The organism is Acinetobacter sp. WCHA39, from assembly GCF_002165385.1.
In the GTDB taxonomy this organism is placed as follows: domain Bacteria; phylum Pseudomonadota; class Gammaproteobacteria; order Pseudomonadales; family Moraxellaceae; genus Acinetobacter.
The window spans coordinates 72468-95875 of the sequence record NZ_NHRP01000012.1; the positions used below are offsets into that span (position 1 = coordinate 72468).

General features: G+C 37.5%; 20 protein-coding genes and 3 pseudogenes. 8 read left to right on the top strand and 15 right to left on the bottom strand.

The features are described 5' to 3' along the window. Positions 1-101 precede the first annotated feature (101 nt). Positions 102-1514 carry a PLP-dependent aminotransferase family protein gene (locus CDG56_RS08050; protein WP_005159513.1) on the top strand — a complete coding sequence of 471 codons (1413 nt, stop codon included), beginning with the start codon at positions 102-104 and terminating at the stop codon, positions 1512-1514. On the opposite strand, the gene CDG56_RS08055 is transcribed toward CDG56_RS08050, so the two are convergent. Continuing rightward, positions 1511-2575 (bottom strand): AraC family transcriptional regulator, encoded by a 1065-nt coding sequence (locus CDG56_RS08055; protein WP_087547535.1) that lies wholly within the window; start codon positions 2573-2575, stop codon positions 1511-1513. The genes CDG56_RS08050 and CDG56_RS08055 overlap by 4 nt on opposite strands. Before the next feature lie 118 nt (positions 2576-2693). Here CDG56_RS08055 and CDG56_RS08060 point away from each other — a divergent pair, with 118 nt between their 5' ends. Further along, positions 2694-3410: an enoyl-CoA hydratase/isomerase family protein gene (locus CDG56_RS08060; RefSeq protein ID WP_087547536.1), complete on the top strand. Its 717-nt coding sequence runs from the start codon at positions 2694-2696 to the stop codon at positions 3408-3410. Between the two features lie 37 nt (positions 3411-3447). Beyond that, entirely contained in the window at positions 3448-4275 is an 828-nt protein-coding gene (locus CDG56_RS08065; RefSeq protein ID WP_087547537.1) for an SDR family oxidoreductase, read from the top strand. 91 nt (positions 4276-4366) lie between these two features. Here CDG56_RS08065 and CDG56_RS08070 read toward each other — a convergent pair. Further along, positions 4367-5066, bottom strand: a pseudogene (locus CDG56_RS08070) (IS1 family transposase). A gap of 171 nt (positions 5067-5237) precedes the next feature. Here CDG56_RS08070 and CDG56_RS08075 point away from each other — a divergent pair. Genes CDG56_RS08075 through CDG56_RS08090 form a run of 4 tightly spaced genes read left to right on the top strand, consistent with a single transcriptional unit; the run spans position 5238 to position 7479 of the window. Continuing rightward, positions 5238-5804: a DUF2358 domain-containing protein gene (locus tag CDG56_RS08075; RefSeq protein WP_087547538.1), complete on the top strand. Its 567-nt coding sequence runs from the start codon at positions 5238-5240 to the stop codon at positions 5802-5804. Between the two features lie 48 nt (positions 5805-5852). Then, positions 5853-6221, top strand: a complete 369-nt coding sequence (locus CDG56_RS08080; RefSeq protein ID WP_087547539.1) for a hypothetical protein — start codon at positions 5853-5855, stop codon at positions 6219-6221. Between the two features lie 59 nt (positions 6222-6280). Next, complete coding sequence (locus tag CDG56_RS08085) at positions 6281-6781, top strand: chalcone isomerase family protein (RefSeq protein WP_087545871.1); 501 nt, start codon at positions 6281-6283, stop codon at positions 6779-6781. 11 nt (positions 6782-6792) lie between these two features. Continuing rightward, positions 6793-7479: a response regulator transcription factor gene (locus tag CDG56_RS08090; RefSeq protein ID WP_005159494.1), complete on the top strand. Its 687-nt coding sequence runs from the start codon at positions 6793-6795 to the stop codon at positions 7477-7479. A gap of 5 nt (positions 7480-7484) precedes the next feature. Here the strand turns inward: CDG56_RS08090 and CDG56_RS08095 are convergent, their stop codons facing one another. The 10 genes from CDG56_RS08095 to CDG56_RS08140 all read right to left on the bottom strand — a co-directional run bounded on the left by CDG56_RS08095 (position 7485) and on the right by CDG56_RS08140 (position 18469). Further along, positions 7485-8813 carry a sensor histidine kinase gene (locus tag CDG56_RS08095; protein WP_087547540.1) on the bottom strand — a complete coding sequence of 443 codons (1329 nt, stop codon included), beginning with the start codon at positions 8811-8813 and terminating at the stop codon, positions 7485-7487. Between the two features lie 30 nt (positions 8814-8843). After that, entirely contained in the window at positions 8844-9893 is a 1050-nt protein-coding gene (locus CDG56_RS08100) for an SAM-dependent methyltransferase (RefSeq protein ID WP_087547541.1), read from the bottom strand. Between the two features lie 9 nt (positions 9894-9902). Further along, on the bottom strand, positions 9903-10682 hold the full coding sequence (locus tag CDG56_RS08105) for a DUF1295 domain-containing protein (RefSeq protein ID WP_087547542.1): 780 nt from the start codon (positions 10680-10682) through the stop codon (positions 9903-9905). A gap of 33 nt (positions 10683-10715) precedes the next feature. Continuing rightward, positions 10716-11915, bottom strand: coding sequence for an SAM-dependent methyltransferase (locus CDG56_RS08110; RefSeq protein ID WP_087547543.1), 1200 nt, complete (start codon positions 11913-11915; stop codon positions 10716-10718). Beyond that, on the bottom strand, positions 11890-12705 hold the full coding sequence (locus CDG56_RS08115) for a DUF1365 domain-containing protein (protein ID WP_087547544.1): 816 nt from the start codon (positions 12703-12705) through the stop codon (positions 11890-11892). The genes CDG56_RS08110 and CDG56_RS08115 overlap by 26 nt, the downstream gene beginning before the upstream one ends. Positions 12706-12721: 16 nt before the next feature. Beyond that, the gene (locus CDG56_RS08120) at positions 12722-13996 is read right to left on the bottom strand and encodes an NAD(P)/FAD-dependent oxidoreductase (protein ID WP_087547545.1); all 1275 of its coding nucleotides are present in this window, start codon (positions 13994-13996) and stop codon (positions 12722-12724) included. Next, entirely contained in the window at positions 13996-14982 is a 987-nt protein-coding gene (locus CDG56_RS08125; RefSeq protein ID WP_087547546.1) for an acyl-CoA desaturase, read from the bottom strand. The genes CDG56_RS08120 and CDG56_RS08125 overlap by 1 nt, the downstream gene beginning before the upstream one ends. Before the next feature lie 224 nt (positions 14983-15206). Continuing rightward, positions 15207-16010 carry a sulfite exporter TauE/SafE family protein gene (locus CDG56_RS08130; RefSeq protein ID WP_087547547.1) on the bottom strand — a complete coding sequence of 268 codons (804 nt, stop codon included), beginning with the start codon at positions 16008-16010 and terminating at the stop codon, positions 15207-15209. Positions 16011-16116: 106 nt separating this feature from the next. Then, a complete protein-coding gene (locus CDG56_RS08135) occupies positions 16117-17775 on the bottom strand; it encodes a bifunctional protein tyrosine phosphatase family protein/NAD(P)/FAD-dependent oxidoreductase (RefSeq protein ID WP_087547548.1) in 1659 nt (552 codons plus the stop codon). A gap of 10 nt (positions 17776-17785) precedes the next feature. Then, positions 17786-18469 (bottom strand): MBL fold metallo-hydrolase, encoded by a 684-nt coding sequence (locus tag CDG56_RS08140; protein WP_087537474.1) that lies wholly within the window; start codon positions 18467-18469, stop codon positions 17786-17788. A gap of 192 nt (positions 18470-18661) precedes the next feature. Here CDG56_RS08140 and CDG56_RS08145 point away from each other — a divergent pair, with 192 nt between their 5' ends. Next, complete coding sequence (locus tag CDG56_RS08145; RefSeq protein WP_087547549.1) at positions 18662-19960, top strand: sigma-54 interaction domain-containing protein; 1299 nt, start codon at positions 18662-18664, stop codon at positions 19958-19960. A 51-nt stretch (positions 19961-20011) separates the two neighbouring features. Here CDG56_RS08145 and CDG56_RS08150 read toward each other — a convergent pair whose 3' ends face one another. From CDG56_RS08150 to CDG56_RS08160, 3 genes and pseudogenes are all read right to left on the bottom strand, one after another. After that, positions 20012-22477, bottom strand: coding sequence for an acyl-CoA dehydrogenase (locus CDG56_RS08150; protein ID WP_087547550.1), 2466 nt, complete (start codon positions 22475-22477; stop codon positions 20012-20014). A gap of 271 nt (positions 22478-22748) precedes the next feature. Further along, positions 22749-23253: pseudogene (locus CDG56_RS08155) on the bottom strand (IS5 family transposase); the annotation flags it as partial. Between the two features lie 15 nt (positions 23254-23268). Continuing rightward, positions 23269-23408, bottom strand: a pseudogene (locus CDG56_RS08160) (IS4 family transposase); the annotation flags it as partial.

Consider the following 23408-nt stretch of genomic DNA (forward strand, 5'->3'; position numbering starts at 1 on the left):
TGCAGGTCTATTTAGATTACTCTTGATGTTTGCTTATTAAAAAATGGGTGGAATAGCTTTTAGATGAGGTCTATTCCATCAATACGGATTTACTTTATTTTATGTATAAATCAGAACAATTAGCACATAACTTGAAACTGCTTATTGAAAATGGTTCTTGGCAGCCACACACCAAGTTACCCTCTTTACGTGAGCAAGTACAACGATCAGGTTTCAGTCTTATTACCGTCATGAATGCTTACCAAGAACTGGAAGCACAAGGGCTGATTTATTCAAAAGAAAAGTCAGGTTATTTTGTGGCTGAGCAAAATCATATTCAGATTCCACAAGCCTATTCAGTGGTGTCTTTAAATCCGAAAATTGAAATTAACTCACTCGTTTTTAAATATCTCAAATCAATTCAATCTCCCAACGTTAGCCCCTTAGGTTCTGCCTTTCCAGACAGTCAGTTGCTGTATCCCCCAAAACTGATTCAGATCATGGGACAACTTTCCCGCAATCGCCATAGTTATGACCAAACTTCAAATTTACCTCCCGGTAATTTGGCACTCAGAAAGCTAATTGCGCAACGCTATTGTATGCAAGGCATTCCAACCGATGCAGATGACATTGTCATTACATCAGGTGGACTAGAAGCATTAAATCTTTCACTACAAGCCATTACGCAACCTGGTGATTATATTTTATTGCAGCAAACAATTTTTTATGGTGCTTGGCAAGCTGCTGAACGTTTGGGTTTAAAAGTCATCACCATCCCAGAACATCCACAGCATGGCTTTGATATTGAAGCTTTTGAACAAGTCATCAAAAATTATCCAATCAAAGTCTGTTGGTTTATGCTGAATGCACATAACCCAATTGGTTTTACTGTCAGCGATGACATTAAATATAAAATCGCTAAATTGTTGCATGAACATCAAATTCATTTAATCGAAGATGATGTTTATGAAGAAATGTTTTATGGCAGCCAAAAACCATTGCCAATGAAGTATTTTGACCAACAAAATCTGGTATTACACTGCTCTTCTTTTTCTAAAACCTTAGGTTCAAGTTTCCGTATGGGCTGGGTCTATGCAGGTAAATTCTCTGAACATATTCAACATTTACAATTGATGAGTACTATTTCTGCCAATGCGCTGATTCAAAATGCGCTGGTGGAGTTCCTCTCTCATCATCATTATGAAAAGCATTTAAGAACTCTGCGACGTGCCTTAGAAAAGAATAAAAAGCAATTCTTTCAATATCTCAAACAACATCTACCGAAAGACTGTAAGGTGTATAACTATCCAAATGGTTATTTTCTCTGGATTCAACTCCCTGACAAAGTCAGTAGTATGCAAATCTATGAGCAACTGATTCAGCATCATATTGGTGTTGCGCCAAGTCCCTTATTTAATGTGTTGCCCTCACATCAACATTTTATTCGTATGAATTGTTCTTTTGAATGGACAGAGCAAATTCAGCATTCGCTAGAGTTATTCATTACAACGATTCAACGTCAAATACCCAATTAATTCAGTTTGGATAGATTATTCTTGCGATACTGACTCGGTGTTTCCCCAAACGTCTTTTTAAAGGCACGAATAAAATTGGTGGCTTCTTCATACCCTACCAAGCCAGCAATATCCTGAATACTATATTGCTGCTGTTGTAGTAATTTCTTGGCTTGATTAAACCGAACCTCAGCCAAGATTTGCAAAAATGTGATGCCTTGTGCTTGCAAATGCCGCTTAATCGTTCGTTCTGACATATTTAAGCGCTGTGCAATCAATGGAAGTGAGGGATAACCGTGACTAGAATGATGCAACAACTCAGAACGAATACTTTTTTGTAAGTCACGTGTACTTACTTTTACGAGTTTAAGCTTGTCATTTTCACAATACAAAATAGCCTGTTGGAATGCGACTTGATCTGCATTCAAATTCTTACAATGTAAATATTTTTTAGAAAATCGAAAACCATTACGTGGTTGATTAAAATGAATCTTTATCTGGGATAAATCAATTTTTTCATAATTCTGAGCATCTGCCCAATCCACAAAAACCTCACAACTTTCTGCAATTTTGTCAGAAAATAAAGTGAGAAAATGAATTGCTCCAAATAATAAGCTCTCGATCAGGAAATGTCTTAACTGATCAGATTGTTCTGTATCACCTAATTTCACTGGATGAACATCATCTAGATAAACATAGATAAACGTTTCATCAATGTGCCATTCAGGGGTAAAATTTTGAATTCGAGTACAAAAATACTGCTGACAAAGACTTAACGCCGTTTCAACATCCGCACAACTGAGAAATGCAAACCCTAAAGCCCCATGCGAAGTTGGACGTAACCTAAACCCATATTCAATCCCAAGACGCGGATTCCCCGTCAATCGTAACGCATTCACCACCAATTTTGACCATTGATGCGCACTCATCTTGGCATCGGCTTGTTGCATTTCAGTCGGAATCAATCCCGTTCCATACAAAGCGATGTGTGCATCAATGCCGTATTCATAAACGATTTCTAATAATACATGGGCATAAGAAACAGAGATGGTTTCTTGAAACAATCCAAAAGGATCACGCATGACACATCCTATGTCCTAAAATGATCATTAATATGGCATAGTCTCCCCTATTGAGCGAGTATTTTCTTCGAAATAATAACCTCAAGATTGATGACTAAAACAATGGGGAATTGCTGAAATGGCAACCATGACACTCGATAAACAGCAATCGACCTATGTGCTGAATTTGACGAATGGCAATCAGGAAAATGCTTTAAATAAAGCGGTATTAGAAGAATATTTTGCTATTTTTGATGAAATTGAAAGTGATAAAAATAATGCCTGTTTAATTATTCGAAGTGAGCATCCTAAAACCTTTTGTAACGGCTTAGACCTTGCTTGGTTAATGCAACAATCTTTGGAAGGTAAAAAAGCCTTTACCCTGCAACTTGAAAATATGTTGCTCCGTTTAGCATTACTCAACTTACCTGTAATTGCTGAAATCGGTGGTAATGCTTATGCAGGCGGTGCAATTCTCGCGTCTGCTTGTGACTTCCGATTTATGCGATCAGATCGAGGACGTTTTTGCTTTCCAGAAGTCCATCTGGGCATTCCTTTTACAGATATCATTGCTGAAATTGTGCAACTACTTCCTAATCAACATGCAATTTGGGAAATGTCTTTGACAGGCAAAACCATGACAGGCACTGAATGTCTACAATCCCAAATCGTTCACCAAATTGAACCGATCGAAGCATTAAGTCATGAGGTGTTTAAATTTGCAGAAGATATGGCACAAAAACACCGCCAAACCTATGCCGTGATCAAACGTCAGCTCCGCCATCGAATTGTAGAGATTGCCAAGCAACGTCGACTCTATGATCCTGAAAAATTTGCTCACCCTTTTATGATCTAATTCAACGTTTACAACAAGTCAAATCTAGGAAATATCAATGAATAATATGCAAGGAAGAACTGTTTTTATCACTGGCGGCAGTCGAGGTATTGGCAGAGCGATTGCGTTAAAAGCAGCTCAGACAGGTGCGAATGTCGTGATTGCAGCAAAAACCGAAGTCGAGACCACTAAATTAACAGGTACAATTTATAGTGTGGCTGAAGAAATTGAAGCTGCTGGTGGCAAAGCATTGCCACTGTTACTAGATGTTAGAGATGAACAGCAAATCCATACCGCTATTCAACAAGCCGCCAAAGCCTTTGGCGGAATTGATGTGCTGATTAATAACGCAGGTGCAATTGCATTAATGGGAGTGGAATCCACCTCATTAAAACAATATGACCTGATCCAAACCATTAACCATCGTGCAACCTTTATCTGCGCACAAGCTGCATTGCCCTTTTTAAAGCAAGCTGAAAATCCACATATTTTAAGCTTATCACCGCCTGTAAATATGTCACAGAAATGGCTCGGGATGCTTGCACCTTATGCCCTATCTAAATATGGTATGACGATTTTGACTTTAGGCATGGCGGAAGAATTTCGTCACTATGGTATTTCATGTAATACGCTTTGGCCTGAAACTTATATCGCAACCGCAGCCGTTTCGAAGAATTTAGGCGAAGAAAATACCTTACAGGTCAGCCGTAAACCACAGATCATGGCTGATGCAGCTTTTGCGATTTATAGCACGGCTAGAGGTGAACTTACAGGACAAAGCCTCACTGATGAACAAGCTTTGTCTCGTATTGGCATCACTGACTTTTCTCAATATGCATGTGTCGCTGGAAATACCAATCTACAGAAAGATTTCTTTTTGGATTGATCCAACAATGAAAAAACGACCTTAAAACATGTGTCTTAAGGCCGTTTCAAAAGCAAAGAAAATTGGTGGTGTTTCAAAAAGTACGCTGACATTAAATGAAGCCATTATTGATGTAAAAAAGGTTAAGTCGAAAGCTTTAAAATGGTTTTCAATCTTTTTTGAAAAATTACAACTCCTTCTAAAACCACGCCTAATTCGATGCCTTATTTTGCAATTATTACCTTCAATACCTACAGTAAAAATTTACCAATACTTTGCTTGCAGTTTTTAAAAGCAGTTATGAAACTGTCCCAATGATCACTTGCAATTCGAGTGTAGTGAATACCTAATTGTTTAAGCTTTGTTTTCAATCGTTGAACTGTAGCTAAGTCTCTTTTACCCCAAACATAAGCAACAATCTCACCTGTTTCTCGATGGTCGGCGTAAATAAGCTATTGTTTATTATTTTTATTTCCCACAAAAGTCCAAAACTCATCAACTTCAAGAGACTCATAATGACTTTGTTTAGGCTGAATTTGGTAGGTCGATTCGGTTAAAGTACGTAAAACTTTACCGATACTGATTCGCTCAACTTCAGCGATATCTCGTATACCGCTGCCTCTGACCATTAACTGTAATATTTTACGAGTAATGCCTGAATTACATCCTAGATAGCTCAGAGCATGGTCACCAATAAACTGACGTTTACAGTCTTTGCACTGATAGTTTTGTTTCCCATCTACTTTGATGCCATTTTTCTTGATACTGTCACTGAGGCAGGTTGGACATTTGATTTCTAGAGTTATTCGCATTTCTCTATTTTTATCAAAATTCAACCTGCTTTGTTTCAGCATACTTTTTGAAACACCACCAAGAAATTATTTTCTTAGGCTATGAATAACGTATTAGGTTTAATAATCAGTTCACATCAGATTCACATAACGCGCTCTAAACTATTTATAAAATGAAATGAGTTTACGAGCATGGCATTTATACGAACTTTAGCGGTTTCAACATTAGCCTTATTCTCTTTAGCTTCGTGTAAAAGTATACCAAGCTATTCATCTGACTATAGCAAAGCAAGTAAAGAAATATCAGGCATTGCTTTGACGCAAGAACAAGCGACTGAGATCGGTAAGCGGTTCACTTCAGCGTTCAATACGCTTGGAACACCAAGTTTTATTAAAAATGCAAGCCAACTTTATGCTAATGACCTATACATTAATGACACCTTATCCCAGTTTTCGAACAAACAAGATTTGGTAAAACATTTTTCAGGTATGAATGAGCATGTGAGTAACGTCAATGTCAAACTTATTAGTGCCACTTATCAAAAAGATTCAGCCTATATACATTGGTATATGTCTTATGATTTTAAAATGTTTGGTCGTAGTAAAACTATGGCATCGTATGGCATAAGCGAAATCAAAATCAACTCCTCTAGCCAAATAGTTTTTCAACAAGATTATTGGGATCCTGCCAATGGCTTATATCGTTCATTACCATATATTGGAAAGGGTTACTCTCTGGTTTTACCTTTCAAAAAATAGTTTAAAATTCGGCCATCATAAATTTGTAATAATTCAAGGGTGATATATATGAACGATAATTTCTTATTAAATCAATTTAGTCACATTGATGGTTTAATCTTCCTTGCTGTGATAGATAATTATGATGGTTCTATATTAAAATCTATAGGAGATCATCATATAAATATAGATAGTGCTATACTTGAAGTTACGAATATATATAACATGCAAATAAAGCTGACACGTCAGTTTGATCCAATGGATTATCTTGAAGGTATATTTATCAGTTTACACAATCAATATCATATGATTACTCCCCTTGAAAGTAATCAAAACCTATTTTTATATGCAATTTTAGATCATACTCTAACAAATCCTGCATATGCACGTTACGAAATTGAACGTATTGAAAAAAATCTGAATTTTTATGCCTATTAAAAATATATCTTATTAAATGAGCTTTGAATTGAGTATTTCTTTGCACAATGGAGCTAAAAATGAATTCTAATTTAACGAAGAAAATATTTTCATTTTGTGCCATTAACTTAATAGTAGGTACTCATGTAGTGCATGCAAGTGTTCAAACTTGTCGGAATGCCCCACTAATTGTTACGGGAAAAGTTGTTGGTTCAGTGACATACTTTGCAGAGGATTGTAAAAAAAACTGGGAAAACCAAAACATACGCCTAGACTTTTCTTATCGTCAAAACATTCCTGAATGGGCATTTAAACGCGCAGCGACTCATTTCCTTAAGAAAAATATTGCAGACTTCTCAGATAACTCACCACTGAATAACATCACAGAATTATATCACCCTGTAAAAAAAGGTGATCTCTATAGCCTCAGCTACAATCAAAATAGCAATACACTTACATTATCTTTAAATCAAAAGACTCTCGGTGCGATTACAGATCAAAAAGCAAATCAGTATTTTAAAATTTGGTTTGGAAATTCACCTTTTAATGCTAAATTAAAACAACAATTACTTAATCCATAGTGGATATTATTATGAGCAACCAATTTATCCTGATGGTTGAAGACCACTATGAACTTGCGGCAACTGTATGTGAGTTTTTAGAGGAACATGGTTTTGTAATTGATCATGCGCGTAACTTGGATGCTGCACGTAATTTTCTTAAAACACAGGCATATCATCTGCTTTTATTAGACATAAATTTACCTGATGGCTCTGGTTACGATTTATGCGAATGGTTAAGAACAGAACAAGGTATGGATATTCCCGTGCTTATGCTTACCGCTCGTGACACCTTAGATGATAAATTGAAAGGTTTTGTTGCAGGTACAGATGATTATCTAGTTAAACCTTTTGATTTCAATGAATTAGTCATGCGTATTCGTGCCCTAATTAAGCGTTCATTAGGCGAAGTTTCCAAAAATAAAATTCAAATCCATGACTTAATTTTAGATAGCTCCACACAAACCATTATTCGTGCAGGGCAACACATTGAATTACCACGGATTCAATTTAAATTACTTAAAATTTTAATGAGAAACTCACCAAGAGTAATAACCAAACAAGAAATTATTATTGAGCTTTGGGGTGATGAAGAGCCTGAAAGCGATGCTTTACGTAGTCATATTTATAATTTACGTAAAATGGTGGATAAACCTTTTCAACAAAAACTCATTCATACGATTTCGGGTGTTGGTTTAAAAATCGCACTTGAGGATTAAGTGCTTTAATTCATATATACCACAACAATTAATCCTGTTGCATTGGGCAGTTCAAGGTCAGTATGTGTATTTAAATAATATTGACGATCGAACAACTCGACTCTCCAGCCTAGTTGCATACATAGTTTTTCTACTAACTGCAGACCTATGCCATGTCCTTTAGGATTAAGTTTTAGCTGACTACGACTTAACTCTCGAACTTTTAATTCATCTGGTAGGCTAATTCCAATGCCGTTATCAGCAATGATGATGCGATTTTTCTGTTGAATAATATGAATACTTGAGCCTTGAGAATAATTTAGCGCATTACGCAAAATATTGCTAAACACCATTTTTGTCATTGATGGATATAATAAACGTGTTGATTCTGAATCATCATACTGCACCAAGATCTCTATTCCTTTACTTTGGCTCACCATATCTAAATCGTGAACGAGATCAGTAATAATGGCAGATAATCGGGTTTGCTCAGCATTTAGGGTATTGGTGGTGTTACGTGCAATTGCAAGTAAAGTATCTACGAGTAATTGCATGTCCTCAATGGTATTTGCTATACGGTTCAATGATTTATCATTACCATATCTTGCTTGGCAGATTTGGACATTACCTTTCAAAATCGTCAAAGGCGTACGTAATTCGTGACTAACATCCCCCGTAAACTCGCGTTCACGATAAATAAACTCACTCAATACTTCATGGTACTTTTCTAATGCCTGTTTTAGATATTCTGCTTCCAAGTTGCCATTGGTACTAATATCTTGAAATGGAGAAGCCTCTTTACTTTGATGAACCCAGTCTATTTGTTCTAGCGCATTTGCAAGACGGGTAATCGGTGAGAAATAACGTTTCGCACGGCGATTTGACCACCATAAAATGCTATAGAGCACAATCAAACTAAACATTAATGGCGCAAGACCAAACATCCAAACAATTTTATTGACGTTACTTTCACCGAACACCAACAACACATGCTGACCATTGCGCTTGCCATAAACAGTCATACGATCTTTGCCATCTACAAAAATACGATGCACGCCTTGCTGTAAAGTCAAATCACGAAGTGGTTGCGGAGGCTTGTTTGATGACCAACGATAGCCATATAAATTTTTAGTGTCTGGAAGATCGGCATTTGGATTACGATCAACACGTATCCAATAATGTTCCATTTCTTGTTCAAGCGCAGTTTTGAGTAATGAACCTTTAATCACCCATGCGCTACAAGCAATACCAATAATAATTGAGAGTGCGATCAGCCCGATCTGCAACCAATAATAGCGATTAAACATCTCACCGAGTGGATGATGATTTCCGTCATTTTGTTTCGATCTAAACATTGGCTGATCTACTTACAGAGCTATCTTTAATTATACGACTTTCTTTTTAAACAGGAAGTGACCGACAACCCACTCTTGCCCTTGTTCAAACCCAAATAATTCTGCACAAGCCATAAAGAAAATACGCCAACGTTGCCACCATGCATCTGCATCTTGAGCGTAAACTTGTTCAAAAAGTGGTTTTAATTGTTCGACATTGCGATCCATATTTTCTAACCAAGCATTCGCTGTTTTCTCGTAATGAGTACCCGACCATTGCCAATGTTTAGATAGCTCTAAATGATCTTGGAAATGTAAGAATGTAGACGTTGATGGCATCAGACCACCTGTAAAGAAGTAGCGCGACATCCAATCATATTCACTTTTAATTTCAAATGGATAATGTAAGAAACGATGACAAAAAATATGACACCACAACATCCCATCTGCTTTGAGCCAAGACTGAATTTTCTCAAAAAGCTTTTGATAGTTTCGAACATGTTCAAACATTTCAACCGAAACCACACGATCAAAAGTATTCGCTTTTAACTCAAGCACATTAACATCACAGGTTAAGATTTCTACGTTGTTTAGACCACGCTTTTGAGCTTCTGCAAGAATATGTTGGCGTTGAGTAGCTGAATTAGACACTCCCGTAATTTTTGCATTTGGATAACGCTCTGCCATCCATAAGGTAAATGATCCCCACCCACAACCCAACTCTAAAATTTGTTGACCATCATGTAATTGAGCACGATCACTATATATCTGTAGTGCAAACTCTTCAGCTTCATCCAAATTTGTTCGATCATGGGGAAAGAAACATGCACTATATTTCAAACGTTTTCCCAGAACCGCCTGAAAGAATGCTGTAGGTAATTCATAATGCTGCTCGTTGGCTTTGTCCGTTTCAATCGCAATCTCACTGTGCTTCAACATATTGAGCACGTCCATATAACGCTGTGCACCTTGCTCAGGATCATAGCGCCCTTCTTGAATCAAACGCTTTTTACTCAATGCACGGATTGCTGCACGAATTGCCTGATCTGGAACTAAACCGCTTTCAACGAGTTTTAAAGATTTTTGAATAATAAAGTCCATGTGCAGTACCTACTGTTTGGGTTTCCACGGAATAAACATTGAAGTTCGTTTTTGATAATCGAGATAATTTTGACCTCGATTTTTTAATGCTTGTTGCTCACTGAATGGAATACCCGTGATGTAATACAAGAATAACCACATCAAAATTGGATAGATCCACAAGCTTAATAATCCTGCAGCTACTCCTATGATGGGATAAACAAACCAATGCAGCCATTCAAAGAAGTAGTTTGGATGCCTTGAATACTTCCACAGACCTTGATCCATTGTTTTGCCATGATTTTTAGGATTTTGCTTGAAACGATATAATTGTTGATCTGCAACCGTCTCACCGACGAATGCAACAAACATAATTAGACCTGCAATAATCAGATAATCATTGGTATCCATGCTCCAAGACATGCTTGGCACATTGAGCAAGCTCCACATCGGAATGCTAAATAAAATGGCTAATCCAGCCTGAAACATGAAAAATAGAAAGAAACCAAAATGTTGATATTTGCCCATTGCTCTACGCATGTTGGCATATCGACGATCTTCTTCATGCTCAGCTAAATAACGACGGAATAGATGCAAAGTTAGACGCAAGAACCATATTGAACTGAATACGCCGAGAAACAATCTGACATTTAACGGAGCGATCTCAACAAACAATGCTGTAATGGCAATATTGAGAACAATACAAAAACTCCATGCGACATCTACGATACCAGCACGATGGTTAACTGTTGCCCACAACCAACAAAGCGTCATCACAACGGCATCAAGTAAAAACAATTGCCATATCATAACTGCCTCCTTGATGCTTAAAATAATGAGAAATTAATAAGGACTTGCTTCAAATAACAGGTGTACATCGCTGATCACCCCTTCTTTAAAGCCACCTTCGCAATAGCAAAGATAGAAATCCCACATCCGAATAAAGTTTTCATCAAATCCCAAAGCCAAAACTTGTTCTTTAGCATTTAAGAAACGCTCACGCCATTGATGAATCGTCTCAGCATAGCTCAAGCCAATATCTTCAAGATGTTTTAAGCGTAACTGTTGTTCAGATGCCGCTTGAGTTAAAACGCTGATACAAGGGATAAAGCTCCCTGGGAAAATATAGCGTTTAATGTAATCCACGGTATTCAAGGCTTTTTTATAGCGTGCATCTTCAATCGTAATAGCTTGAATCAATCCCAAACCGTTCGGTTTTAATAAGGATCGGCATTTATTAAAGTAAGTCGATAGATATTGCTCACCCACCGCTTCAATCATTTCGATCGAAACCAACTTGTCGAACTTGCCTTCTAACAATCGGTAATCTTTGAGCTGAACATTGACACGATGACTGAGACCCGCATCGGCGATACGTTTAGTTGCTTCATCGTATTGTGCTTGAGAAATGGTGATCGTGGTCACTTTACAGCCATAATGCTGAGCAGCGTAAATCGCAAATCCGCCCCAACCACTTCCGATCTCAACCAAGTGATCCATCGGTTTGAGTTGTAATTTCTGACAAATCAGCTCTTTTTTATAATCAGAAGCTTCTTCTAGAGTCATATCTTTGTGCTTATATACTGCACTGGAATACATCATTGAAGAATCAAGAAAGAGTTTGAAAAAGTCATTGCTCAGGTCGTAATGCTCTGCAATATTTTTTCGACTTCCTGACAATGAATTTTTACGTGTTTTGTACCAAGCTTTTAATACAAGTTGGCTGGTTTGAGAAATCACATTCTGATTAATCTTATCAAGCACATGACGGTTTCTCGCCAAAATTTGAATGACTTCAACGAGGTGTTCACTGCTCCAATAGCCGCGAATATAACCTTCAGCTGCACCAAGTACACCATTTTTAAAAATCAGATCAATCAATTCTTTATTATGAATCTCTATCGTCGCTTCTAAATCAGAAAGCTCTCCCACGGTACCATTCCATTCTCCACGAAAATGAATTTGTCCATGACGAAGTTTGAGCAAGCTTCGAAGAACCAAAGGCAGTGAATCCTGTTCACCGAAAATAAGCGTTTTCATCATATTGTTTTAAATCCTTATCTTTTTTTGGGTGCCGATAAAATGGAACTTTCTTTCGCCATAGATGAAAAGCTTGAAGGTAGATCGAAGCTAACATCTTGAAAGGTTCAAAGATATGATAAATAGCATAACGATTCAGTTGTGAAGGAACTGTGATGCTGGTTAAAGTGAAACGCATCGTTGCATCAAAGATAAATTTATCTGATTGATAAAGCTGCATATGAATCACATTTTGTTCATCTGAAAAGTTAAATCGCCATTTGTACTGAATATCCATTGGCATGAATGGAGAGACATGAAAACTCTTTTCAAACTCGAATTCATAACTTTTGAAATGACTGTGCTCTTTTAATTTTTGACGACAGTCATGCACATAAACTTTACGTTCATTCCAAGGGGTATTGGTGATTTCACTCAATATGAAAACAGGTTGTTTTTGAGGATTGAGTACAAAATAAAAGATGACTGAATTAAAACTAAATCCTAAAGTTCTTGGCAATGCGAGCACACGAATTTCTGATTGTGTCGATAAAATCGTATCCGCTTGCTGCAAAAGGATTTTCTTAATTCGTTCTCTGATCGAACCTGTATAGCCTTTTAGAAAATCATTTTCATAAAGATTTAAGATATTCCAACGCGAAGTTGAACAAAGCCATGAACGATCTAGGTTTTGATCGATACGATCTGGATCAAAACATAAATAGCTCAAACTAGACTCAAAATCGTGTGCTTTAGGATAAAAGCGCCGATGTCTAATCTGAGCTTTGGCTATGGAAAGTGAATCTTCAAACATGTGATCACCTCCAAATTTAGCCGTTCAATTTTAATAGTTCATCGACTACACGTTGAGCACTTCTCGCCCCATCTTCATGAAAGCCCCAACCCCAATATGCCCCACAGAATGAACTGCGGTTTTGACCATCGATCAAATCCCAACGCGCTTGTGATTCAATTGCTTTTTTATCAAAAACAGGATGTCGATAACGACGTTCGACATAAATCTTATCTTTTGCGATCGGCATATTCGGATTGAGTGTAGAAAAGATCTGAGTCTTACACGGTAGCTTCTGCAAACTGTTCATCCAGTAAGTAAATCCATAGTGTACTTGATGAGCTTTGCTATTTTTTTGATGTTTTTCTTGAGCAGTGACATGCACATGCCAACTTGCCCATTGAGATTGACGCTTCGGCATAATCGAAGTATCAGAATGTACCACCATAAAGTTATCTTGATAATCAAAACAACCTAATACATCTCGCTCATCTGCCGAAGGATCTTGAATCAGCTTTAACGTATCATCAGCATGACTCGCAAACACAACCCAATCAAAAGTTTCTTGTTCTTGATTCGTGACAATATGAACTAAATCATTTTCACGAATCACTTGTTGAACTTGCGATTTTTTCCAAATAATTGATGGACAAGCTTTTTGAATCGCTCGTATATAAGAAGCTGAACCACCTTTGACCGTCTGCCATTGAGGGCGGTCTTCCAATTGCAACATACGATGATGTTGAAAAAAGCTTACGACAAATTTATAAGGAATATTTCCAACTTGATCCACTGGGCTTGACCACAATGCACCACACATTGGGTATAAATGTTCTTGGCGAAATACCTCTGAATAATCATTTTGATTCAGATAGTCTTCGATACTCAGTTCAGCGTTGCACTGATCTAACTGAATATCTTTGTTGTCTTGATAAAAGCGAATCAAGTCGGACAGCATGGTCCGAAATTTCTTATTTAAAAAATTCTGAGGTCGCGTTAATAGTGACCATTTTTTTGATGGATTATATTGAAGCCCTGTCACTTGATTGTTGACTGAAAAGCTCATGTCACTATTCTGTGCTTCCACACCTAATTCGGCAAGCATGGCGCTAAATAGAGGATAATTATAATCATTGAATACAATAAAACCGCTATCTACAGCAACGTTTTTACGTTCAATCCAAAGATCATGTGTATCCGTATGTCCACCGAAATACTGTTCTTTCTCAAAGATAGTGACTTCATGCTGTTTTGATAATTTCCACGCAGCGTATATACCTGAAATACCAGAGCCTACGATTGCAATCTTCATCAAGACTCCTCGCTTTGAATTTTACTCGTGTTTATTTTGAGATTTAATTGATGACTTTTATGGGTATCATAAATACGTTGTGGTACAGGTTTAATTCCCCAAATCAAACCGAAAAAAGACATCATTTTTAAAATGTAATAAGTAATGTCGATTTGCCACCAGAAGAAACCTTGCCGAGTACTCCCCGCATAATAATGATGGTTGTTATGCCAGCCCTCACCCAATGTAATAATCGATAAAAATAAATTATTTCGGCTGTTATCCTTCGTCTCGAAGTCTCGACTGCCATACAAATGCGCAAGTGAATTGATACATAAAGTCGCATGAATCAGCAAAACAGTTGAAATCACAAATCCCCATACCAATAGCTGTAAGCCTGAAGTACCTAAACTCGGATAAGCAATACTCAACCACTCACCTAAACCATAAATTGCAAAAGCAGTGAACAAGACCACAGGTAAACTAAAACGGTCTAACCAAACAATTTCAGGAAACTTTAGCCAGTCTTTAATGACTTCTTTTCGTGTAGAAAAATTCTGTTCATTTAAAAACCATCCAATATGACTGTACCAAAATCCATGTGTAGATGAATGCGGATCGTGATCTGTGTCAGTAAAACGATGATGATAACGATGATGAGCTGCCCACCATAAAGGCCCTCGCTGTGCACTCATGGTTCCGATCAACACAAAAAAGAATTGTATTGGACGCGAAGTTTGAAAGGTTTTATGCGAAAGATAACGATGAAAAAAAGCAGTGATCGCAAACATACGAATAAAATAAAAAAACAGCATGAATGCGATAGCAAACCAAGACACACCCACCCAAAAAACTGCAAGACAAGCGATATGCAGCAAAATGAATGGTAAAATTCTAAACCACTGAATCTTGGTATCTTTTGAGCTTTCTTGAAAAGGAATATGCTGTTTATCTAAAGTATCAGTCAGTGACCAACTATCCATCCATCGCAGAAAAAATTTAAACATTGATTCTTCCTGACCCAATCTCTTTTTATATTTATGATATTAATAGAAATCATATGAAGTTTATGTGAAGCATCCTTTTAGGCATGCTAGTGAACTCTTAGCATCATAATACAAAATTACATAGGAAACATAAATGTATGTATCTTTTAACCTAAACTCAAAACCTGATCGTTTGAGTCTAGGCTCAGTTTTAGAAACTAAAAGTCAAATAGATAACAATATAATTAAAGTGAAATCATGGGCAAGATTTTCGATACGCTTGAAATCACCAAATAAATCGCAACACAAATTACCACTACAGCAAATACCTTTTGTACCGTTTTGATATCAATCAGGCTGATTAATCTTCTGCCAATTAGCATGCCGATAATACAAGCCACAACAAAGCTAACAGTTACAACGATTGGATACTGAAAGCCATCTATGATGTGTATTGAAATACTTACACCACCAATTAAGAAAATGATCATCAGTGACGTTGCAACGATACTACGCATATCTAGATCAGTGACTTTACGCAAAGCTGGCACAATCACGAAACCACCACCAACTCCTAATAATCCAGTTAATAGACCTGCAATCACACCGATAATACCCAACACTGAAGCAGTTTTAACATTCCAAATCAGTTGCCCTGTTGATTGATTGACCTTACACGGCGGATCTTCAAAATCATTCACCTTATTGAAGAAAATACGATAAGCCACAATCATCATCACGATACTAAAACCAAGGCTTAACCAAACTGGAGAAATAATACTCGCAAGATGGATCCCATAACGTGCTGATGGCAAGCTGATTAAAGCGATCCATATTGCGGCACGATAACGTACGATTTTCTTGAATAAGCCTTGAACCATGCCAACAAATGCAGAAAGTGTTACTGCCAACAAACCTACTGGTGCAGCTTGAGACACTGTCCATCCTTGACTCGCCATCAATGCTGGTACAGCCAAAATACCGCCACCTGCACCTGTCAATCCAAGTAAACATCCGATCGCAAGACCTTCTAAGACTAATAACCACATGATATGCAATGTCCTCGTACAAGGATGAACCCATTTATGGAGAAAATACTACCCTAACTCAGCTCTGAATCAGGACTAAGTATTTGATTTATTTAAGCTGAATAAACTATAGTTTTGGCTTCACCAGCCATTCACGACCTTTGAGCATTCCATCCCAATACATCGGTGGTAGAATTTGCTCTTTTAACAACCATGCAAGCTGTGAAGGTTTTTGCCCATCGAGCAACCACTTAGGGAAACTAGGTAACAGTTTTCCGCCATAACCAAATTCTGCCAACACAATCTTTCCACGCTCAACTGTGAGCGGACAAGATCCATAACCGTCATATTGCGCAAAATTCTGATTACCTTTTAAGTACTGCAATACATTCACTGCAACAATAGGTGCTTGCTTTCGTGCAGCTGCTGCCGTTTTCGCATTTGGTGCATTAGTGACATCACCCAAAGCAAAGATATAAGGATACTTACTATGCTGTAAGGTATGCTGATCAACACTGACCCAACCTGCAGTATCAACCAAGTTACTCGCTCGGATAAAATCAGGTGCTTGCTGTGGAGGAACAACATGAATCATGTCGAAATCAGTTTCAATCACCGAAGTATTTTCCCCTTCACTGACCTTAAACCAAGCTCGCTTTTGGCTTCCATCGACTTTAATCAATTGATGATTAAAGTGTAAATTGGCATTGTAACGTTTAATATATTCCATCAAAGCTGGAACATAAGCTTGTACACCAAATAACACCGCACCTGTATTATAAAAATCAATTTCAATATCTTTTAATACACCTTGTTTTTGCCAATAATCAGCTGACAAATACATTGCTTTTTGTGGAGCACCAGCACATTTAATTGGCATAGGTGGCTGTGTAAAAACAGCTTTACCCTGCTTCATATTACGAACCAAGTCCCACGTATAGGGCGCAAGATCATAACGATAGTTTGAAGTCACACCATTTTTACCTAGCGTTTCAACTAAACCTTCTATTCCATGCCAATTTAATTTTAAGCCCGGACAGACGACTAATACTTCATAGTTAATCGGCTTACATCCCTCTAATAAAACTTGTTTATTATCAGGATCAAAAGCTGCAACAGCCGCCTTAATCCAATCAACTTGTTTAGGAATCAGACTCGCCATTGTTCTTACCGTTTTTTCAGGAGCGAATATCCCACCGCCCACCATCGTCCATCCCGGTTGGTAGTAATGAATTTCAGCAGGATCAATCACGGCAATATCTAAATTCGATTGACGAGATAACAAACTCGATGCTACTGAAATACCCGCTGCACCCCCACCCACAATCACCACAGAAAAAGTCGGTATATTGTTTAACTGAGTTGGATTTTGCTTCAAAATTCGAGGGACTAAACCTTGTAAATCGTAGCCCAGTGATTTTGACTGCAACAACATCTGATCAATGGTAAGTTCAGCCACTTGAGACAGTGCCCATAAGGTAATCGATCGAGTTCCTGAACGGCAAAATGCTAGTACAGGTTTTTGGGATTTTTGATAAAGTGACTTAAATTCAATTGCTTGTTCATCTGTCACCCGCCCACTTACAACAGGTAAATATTCCAATTGAATCCCATGTCGTATTGCAGCTTCTTGGATTTCAATGATATTGGGCTGGTCGACACCTTCACCATCAGGGCGATTACAAATAATCGTTTTGATTCCCTTGGCTGCAATTTCAACCAAATCAGATTGATTGATCTGAGCAGATACCCAAAATTCAGGGTTAACTTGTTTTAACTCACTCACAATTTTCCCCTTATTTCCCACACGCTTTATTGGCAGGTAGGGCTATATCAATCTTTTTAGGATATGGCAGATCAAGGTTTTTCATAATTTCTACAAAATCTTGTTTGCTACGCCCATGACCTAAACGAGAGTTCGATTCGCGTTCATACCCTACAGTTGAAGACAAACGACCTTTATAATCATGCCCCGGGTAAACAATCGTGTCGTCGGGTAAAGTGAATATCTGTTTATGGATACTGTCGTATAAGGTTTCAGCATTTCCTTCTTGGAAATCAGTACGACCACAACCATCTATCAGTAATGCATCGCCTGTAAACACCATATTGTCAATGACATAGCTTGTGCAGGCATTCGTATGTCCAGGGGTATAACGTGCTTCTATTAAGCATTCACCAACACGAATCGCACTGCGGTCAGTGATAAAAATATCGCCGCAATCCACGCCAGAGTTACGATGTAAAACTGTTTTACAGCCAAAACGTGCTCTGAGTAAATTTGCAGCCGTAACGTGATCTGCATGAACATGCGTATCTAAGCTGTAAACTAACTTGAGATTCAACTGATTCAACATTTGTTCATAACTTTCTATTTCAGAAGCAACTGGATCAATCAGTACAGCTTCACGTGTTTGTTCAGATGCAACCAAATAAGTATAAGTTGAACTTTCTTTTTCAAAAAATTGATGAAATATCATTTCAATTTGTCTCGATATGCTTGGTTATATTCTTATTTTGCAAACTAAGTGCCAACTTTATGCAATATAAATTATATTCAAATAAAACAATATATTAATTAATAATATTTAATTTTAAACAAAATCCCCATTTCATTAATGTTGCACAATATGTTTCAATTGTTTCAAATGAAAAACATTCGATGAAACATCATGCACCAAGCTATTGATTTTGATACTCAAGCTGATTTAGAGATCTTTTTGTTTAAATTGCAAACCCTAATGTTAGATGGTTCCTTTCTTATCTTAGATCAATCTAAGCAGCGTTTTGTGTATGAATTGAACGATAAAAAAATCAATAATTCGTTATTTCAAACTTTAAAAAAAACAATACAACATCATGAGCTTGAAATCGGACGACATATGATGAGTGATGCAGCTCAATCCATCGAGCTGTTTTGCCATCGTCATCCTATTAGAATTATCGATCAGCACTTTGAGGGAACCTTATATTTATTACAATCCACTCAAGTCATACAGAAAATAAAACAAGATCAAAACATCCCAACTTTAGAGCAGACTTTTCATAGCCATTCTCCAGAAATGCAACGCATGTTTTCCATTATTCAACGTGTTGCAGTTACAGAGTTTCCAGTTCTAGTTCGCGGTGAATCTGGTAGTGGAAAAGAACTGGTTGCTCAGGCTATTCATGATCATAGTCAGCGGAAAAATAACGTATTTATTGCCATTAACTGTGCAGCTTTAAATGCCAATATTCTGGAAAGCGAATTATTTGGTCATGTTAAGGGTGCTTTTACAGGGGCGATTCGAGAACATAAAGGCGTATTTGAACGTGCTGCAGGCGGAACACTTTTTTTAGATGAAATCGCTGAAATTCCATTAGAACTTCAAGCAAAATTATTAAGAGTTCTTGAGACTGGTGAATTTACACCTTTAGGTGGAGAAAAATCGATTAGAGCGAATGTCCGTATTATCACCGCTACTCATCGAGCGTTACGAGAAGAAGCTCGTCTTGGACGCTTCCGTCAAGATTTATTATATCGACTGCGTGTTATTCCAATTTTTGTCCCACCACTGCGTGATCGTAAGCAAGATATTCCATATATTGCAGATTATATTTTATCTGAACAACACAATGTTTTTGGTACATCGACTAAATTATCTAATTCAGCATTACAAACCTTAATGCAATATGATTGGCCCGGAAATGTCCGTGAATTAAAAAATACGCTCCTTTACGCACTGACCATGGCAAACGAGAAGTCTGAAATAGATGTTTGCGATTTACCCGATGAAATTATTGATAAGCAACATATTCCACCTTCAAATTCAATCATTGTAGATGAACCATTACTGATCTCGGATAAAATCAATAAAGAAACGATACGGAAAACATTAATCCAATACCAAAATGATCTTTCACTCGCAGCAAAAGCACTGGGTATGAGTCGAACCACACTTTGGCGCTATCGTAAAAAATTTAATTTATAAAAAATAAAAAAGCGAGACTTGGATATCTCGCTTTTTTATTGACCACCTTATCTAACTTTTCAAATGAGGGTTCCCAAGAGACAGGTCATTTTCTAAATGCTGATCAAATATATCAGTCAGCATACTGTCGTAGCGTTTAGCGTTATATTTTAAAAGCTGTTCCGCTTCATTTGCAGTAATAAAACCCACTGCAACTGCATCTGTAATATGTTCCTCAAAAGTCAGCCCTTTAAACTGATCTTTCGATTCAGCTTTTTTAAACTTATCCCAAAGCGGCTGCAAGGTTAGCAACATTTGGAAGGTTGATTCCATGCGCCCCATCACATCTGTTTCATCGGTTGTGTAATAAACATGTTTTTTCAATTCCGCTCTAAATGAATTCTCTTTTAGCAGTAATTGAGCAACTTGTTGCTTAAGTTCATCGGATGGTTTTGTGACTGGTCGACCAAATGGGAAACTGATTAATTTCACCAATGTCGCAGCAATTTTCACAGGGAAATTTTCATACAATCCAAAGAATGCTTCCTGAGCATTATAGAGAGCCTTATTTAATGCTAATTCTGCATGTTTTTGATCCGACTCAGTTCTTTGTCCATGCTCATAATAATTAAGAATCGCTGTTGCAATAAATAAATGGGCATGAATATCTGCTAAACGACCTGAAAGCATTTCCTTACGTTTTAAATCTCCAGCCAATATTCCCAATGCCATGTCTGCCGTCAAAGCAAAATCAGCACTCATACGATTGATGATTGCATAATATGGTTTTGAGAAATCGTCAGCCGATGAAGAGCCCTCTTTACTCCCCCCTGTGAGACCAAATGCAAGCGCTTTAGCAGCACGATTAAAAGTATAAGCAAGATGTTTAAATAACAAGTTATTGAATTTTTTTAGAGCACTCGCTTTATCATCTGCTTGCAATAATTGCAGTTCTTCAAATAAATACGGATGGCATCTCATGGAACCTTGACCGAAAATCATCAAAGAACGCGTAAGAATATTTGCCCCTTCTACGGTAATTGCAACAGGTATGGATTGATAAGTTAAAGCCATAAAATTACGTGGTCCTAGCTGAATCGCACGTCCACCAACGACATCCATACCATGATTAATCACTTTTCTCATAGTTTCAGTCGCATAGTATTTTGCCATAGCTGTCATGACGGCTGGAGTCCCACCCTGATTCAAACCACAAGTCACCATGTATCTAAATGACTCAAGCATATAGGCATCACTGGCAATATCACTGGTTGCCTCTTGCACACCTTCAAAATGCCCAACTGACACTTTAAACTGTTGTCGAACGCTAGCAAATGCACCAACTAAAAGGTAACTCATCTCAGCCGCAGCAGTCGCCAATGCTGGTAAAGAAATACCACGACCAACGCCTAGACATTCCATCAACATGCGCCAACCTTTACCTGCATTTTGTTGACCGCCAATAATCCAGTCGATTGGAATGAAAATGTCTGTTCCTTCCACAGTTCCATTCATAAATGGCGCACCAGGATTATGGCGTGCACCTATTTTTATCCCTTCATGACTTGCAGGTATTAATGCACAGGTAATGCCATATTCGCTTTTACTTTTATCACCCAATAGACCATCTGGATCGTACAACTTAAACGCCAAACCAATTACCGTTGCAATCGGTGCAAGCGTAATCCATCGTTTAGAAAAATTCATTTTTAGACCAAGAACTTCTTGTCCTTGATAAGACCCATAACAGACTATACCTGTATCTGGAATCGCTCCCGCATCAGAACCAGCTTCTGGACTGGTTAAGCCAAAGCAAGGAATTTCTGTACCATTTGCTAAGCCGGGTAAATAACGTTGCTTCTGTGCAGTTGTACCGTAATGTAGCAATAGTTCACCGGGACCAAGCGAGTTGGGCACCATACAACTCACTGCCGCAGTCAATGAACGTGATGCTATCTTGCTCATAATGCGGCTTTGAGCAAATGCTGAAAATTGTTTTCCCCCAAATGATTTTGGGATGATGAGTCCTAAAAAACCTTTATCTTTAATAAACTGCCAAACTTCAGGAGGTAAATTTTTATCTTTGTGGTGAATTTTCCATTCATCAAGCATGGAGCAAAGTTGTTGAACTTCATTGTCTATAAAAGATTGTTCTTCTACAGAAAGTTTTGGATATGGATATTGATCGAACTTTTCCCAATCAGGCGCTCCCATAAATAATTCTTTTTCCCACCAACTTGTACCTGCTTCCAAAGCCTCTTTTTCTGTAATACTCATGCTAGGCATTGCTTTGGAAAGAATATTAAATGCAGGTTTAGCAATTAACACTTCACGTAATGGTGCAACAAGTAAAATAATACTCATTAAAATGATGGGAATACCAACCACTAAACTCCAAGGTGTAATAAAAATCGCGCATAGAATCGCAGTAGCGATAGCCACAATACTACCAATTGTTCGATTGAGTTCGAAATAAAATGCAGCCCACAACACAAAAAACTGAATCAACAAGCTAAGCAATATCAATACGAGAGTCATAATTACTCCTTTGCCTTCAACTTGAACTGAGAAAGATGATTTATTTGAATTACTTCATGTTTAAACTTAGATGGAAATAGGTGAAAAAAGCGTGAATTTTTATTCTACAGATTGGATTGATTTTTTTTAAATTCGCTACCCAACATTACACAACCGCATCAAGATAAAACCTCTTGCGAAAGTCGTTATTGCAAGTTTATCTAGTTTACTAGTACAGCGAGGCTGTGTTGCCAAAAGTTTGAAAGAGAATGCTACCCTAATTGAGCTAAATTCAAATGACAACCTGGATATAATGATCTAATTGCTTGAATTTATTCAAAACTGCTACATGTGCATGAATCTCATTTACCTGACTAGGAAAACTCCTTACTGTGAATTTATCACCTAATAATTTGATGCAATGCATTTTGGTTTCCACTAAACTTCGATGATGATAACCGGACCATTTTTTCCAAAGTGACCTACCTAGCCTTTTGACTGTTTTTAATAATTCATTCCTCTCTCTAAATATCTCAATTTCTTATCTTTCCAAAGCTTTGCATGCTTCCTAGTAGTAATGACTGCATGTGCATCTCGATCTAAAAAGATTTGTCTGCAGTGCTTTGTGTCATCAGCACCATCTGTATAGACTAAATCAATTCGTTCATCCAACGGAATTTGATCAAGCAAATCACCAAGCACCTGTGAATCACTCACATTGTTTGTTGTGAGCTGAACTACTCGTATTTGATATAAAGTTTGCGCCATTGGCGACGATATTCAGTATCAAAATTCTTTGTACACGACAAATTTCATAGGGCCCTTGTCCTATCAGGCTTTTTCTTCCTTAAAATTGCGAGCACTTTCTTAAATTCTTCTTTTTTTCCAAAACCAATCAAACGTAGAATAGCCATTTGAACATAGTCCAAACCGTAGCGAAATAAACTTACTG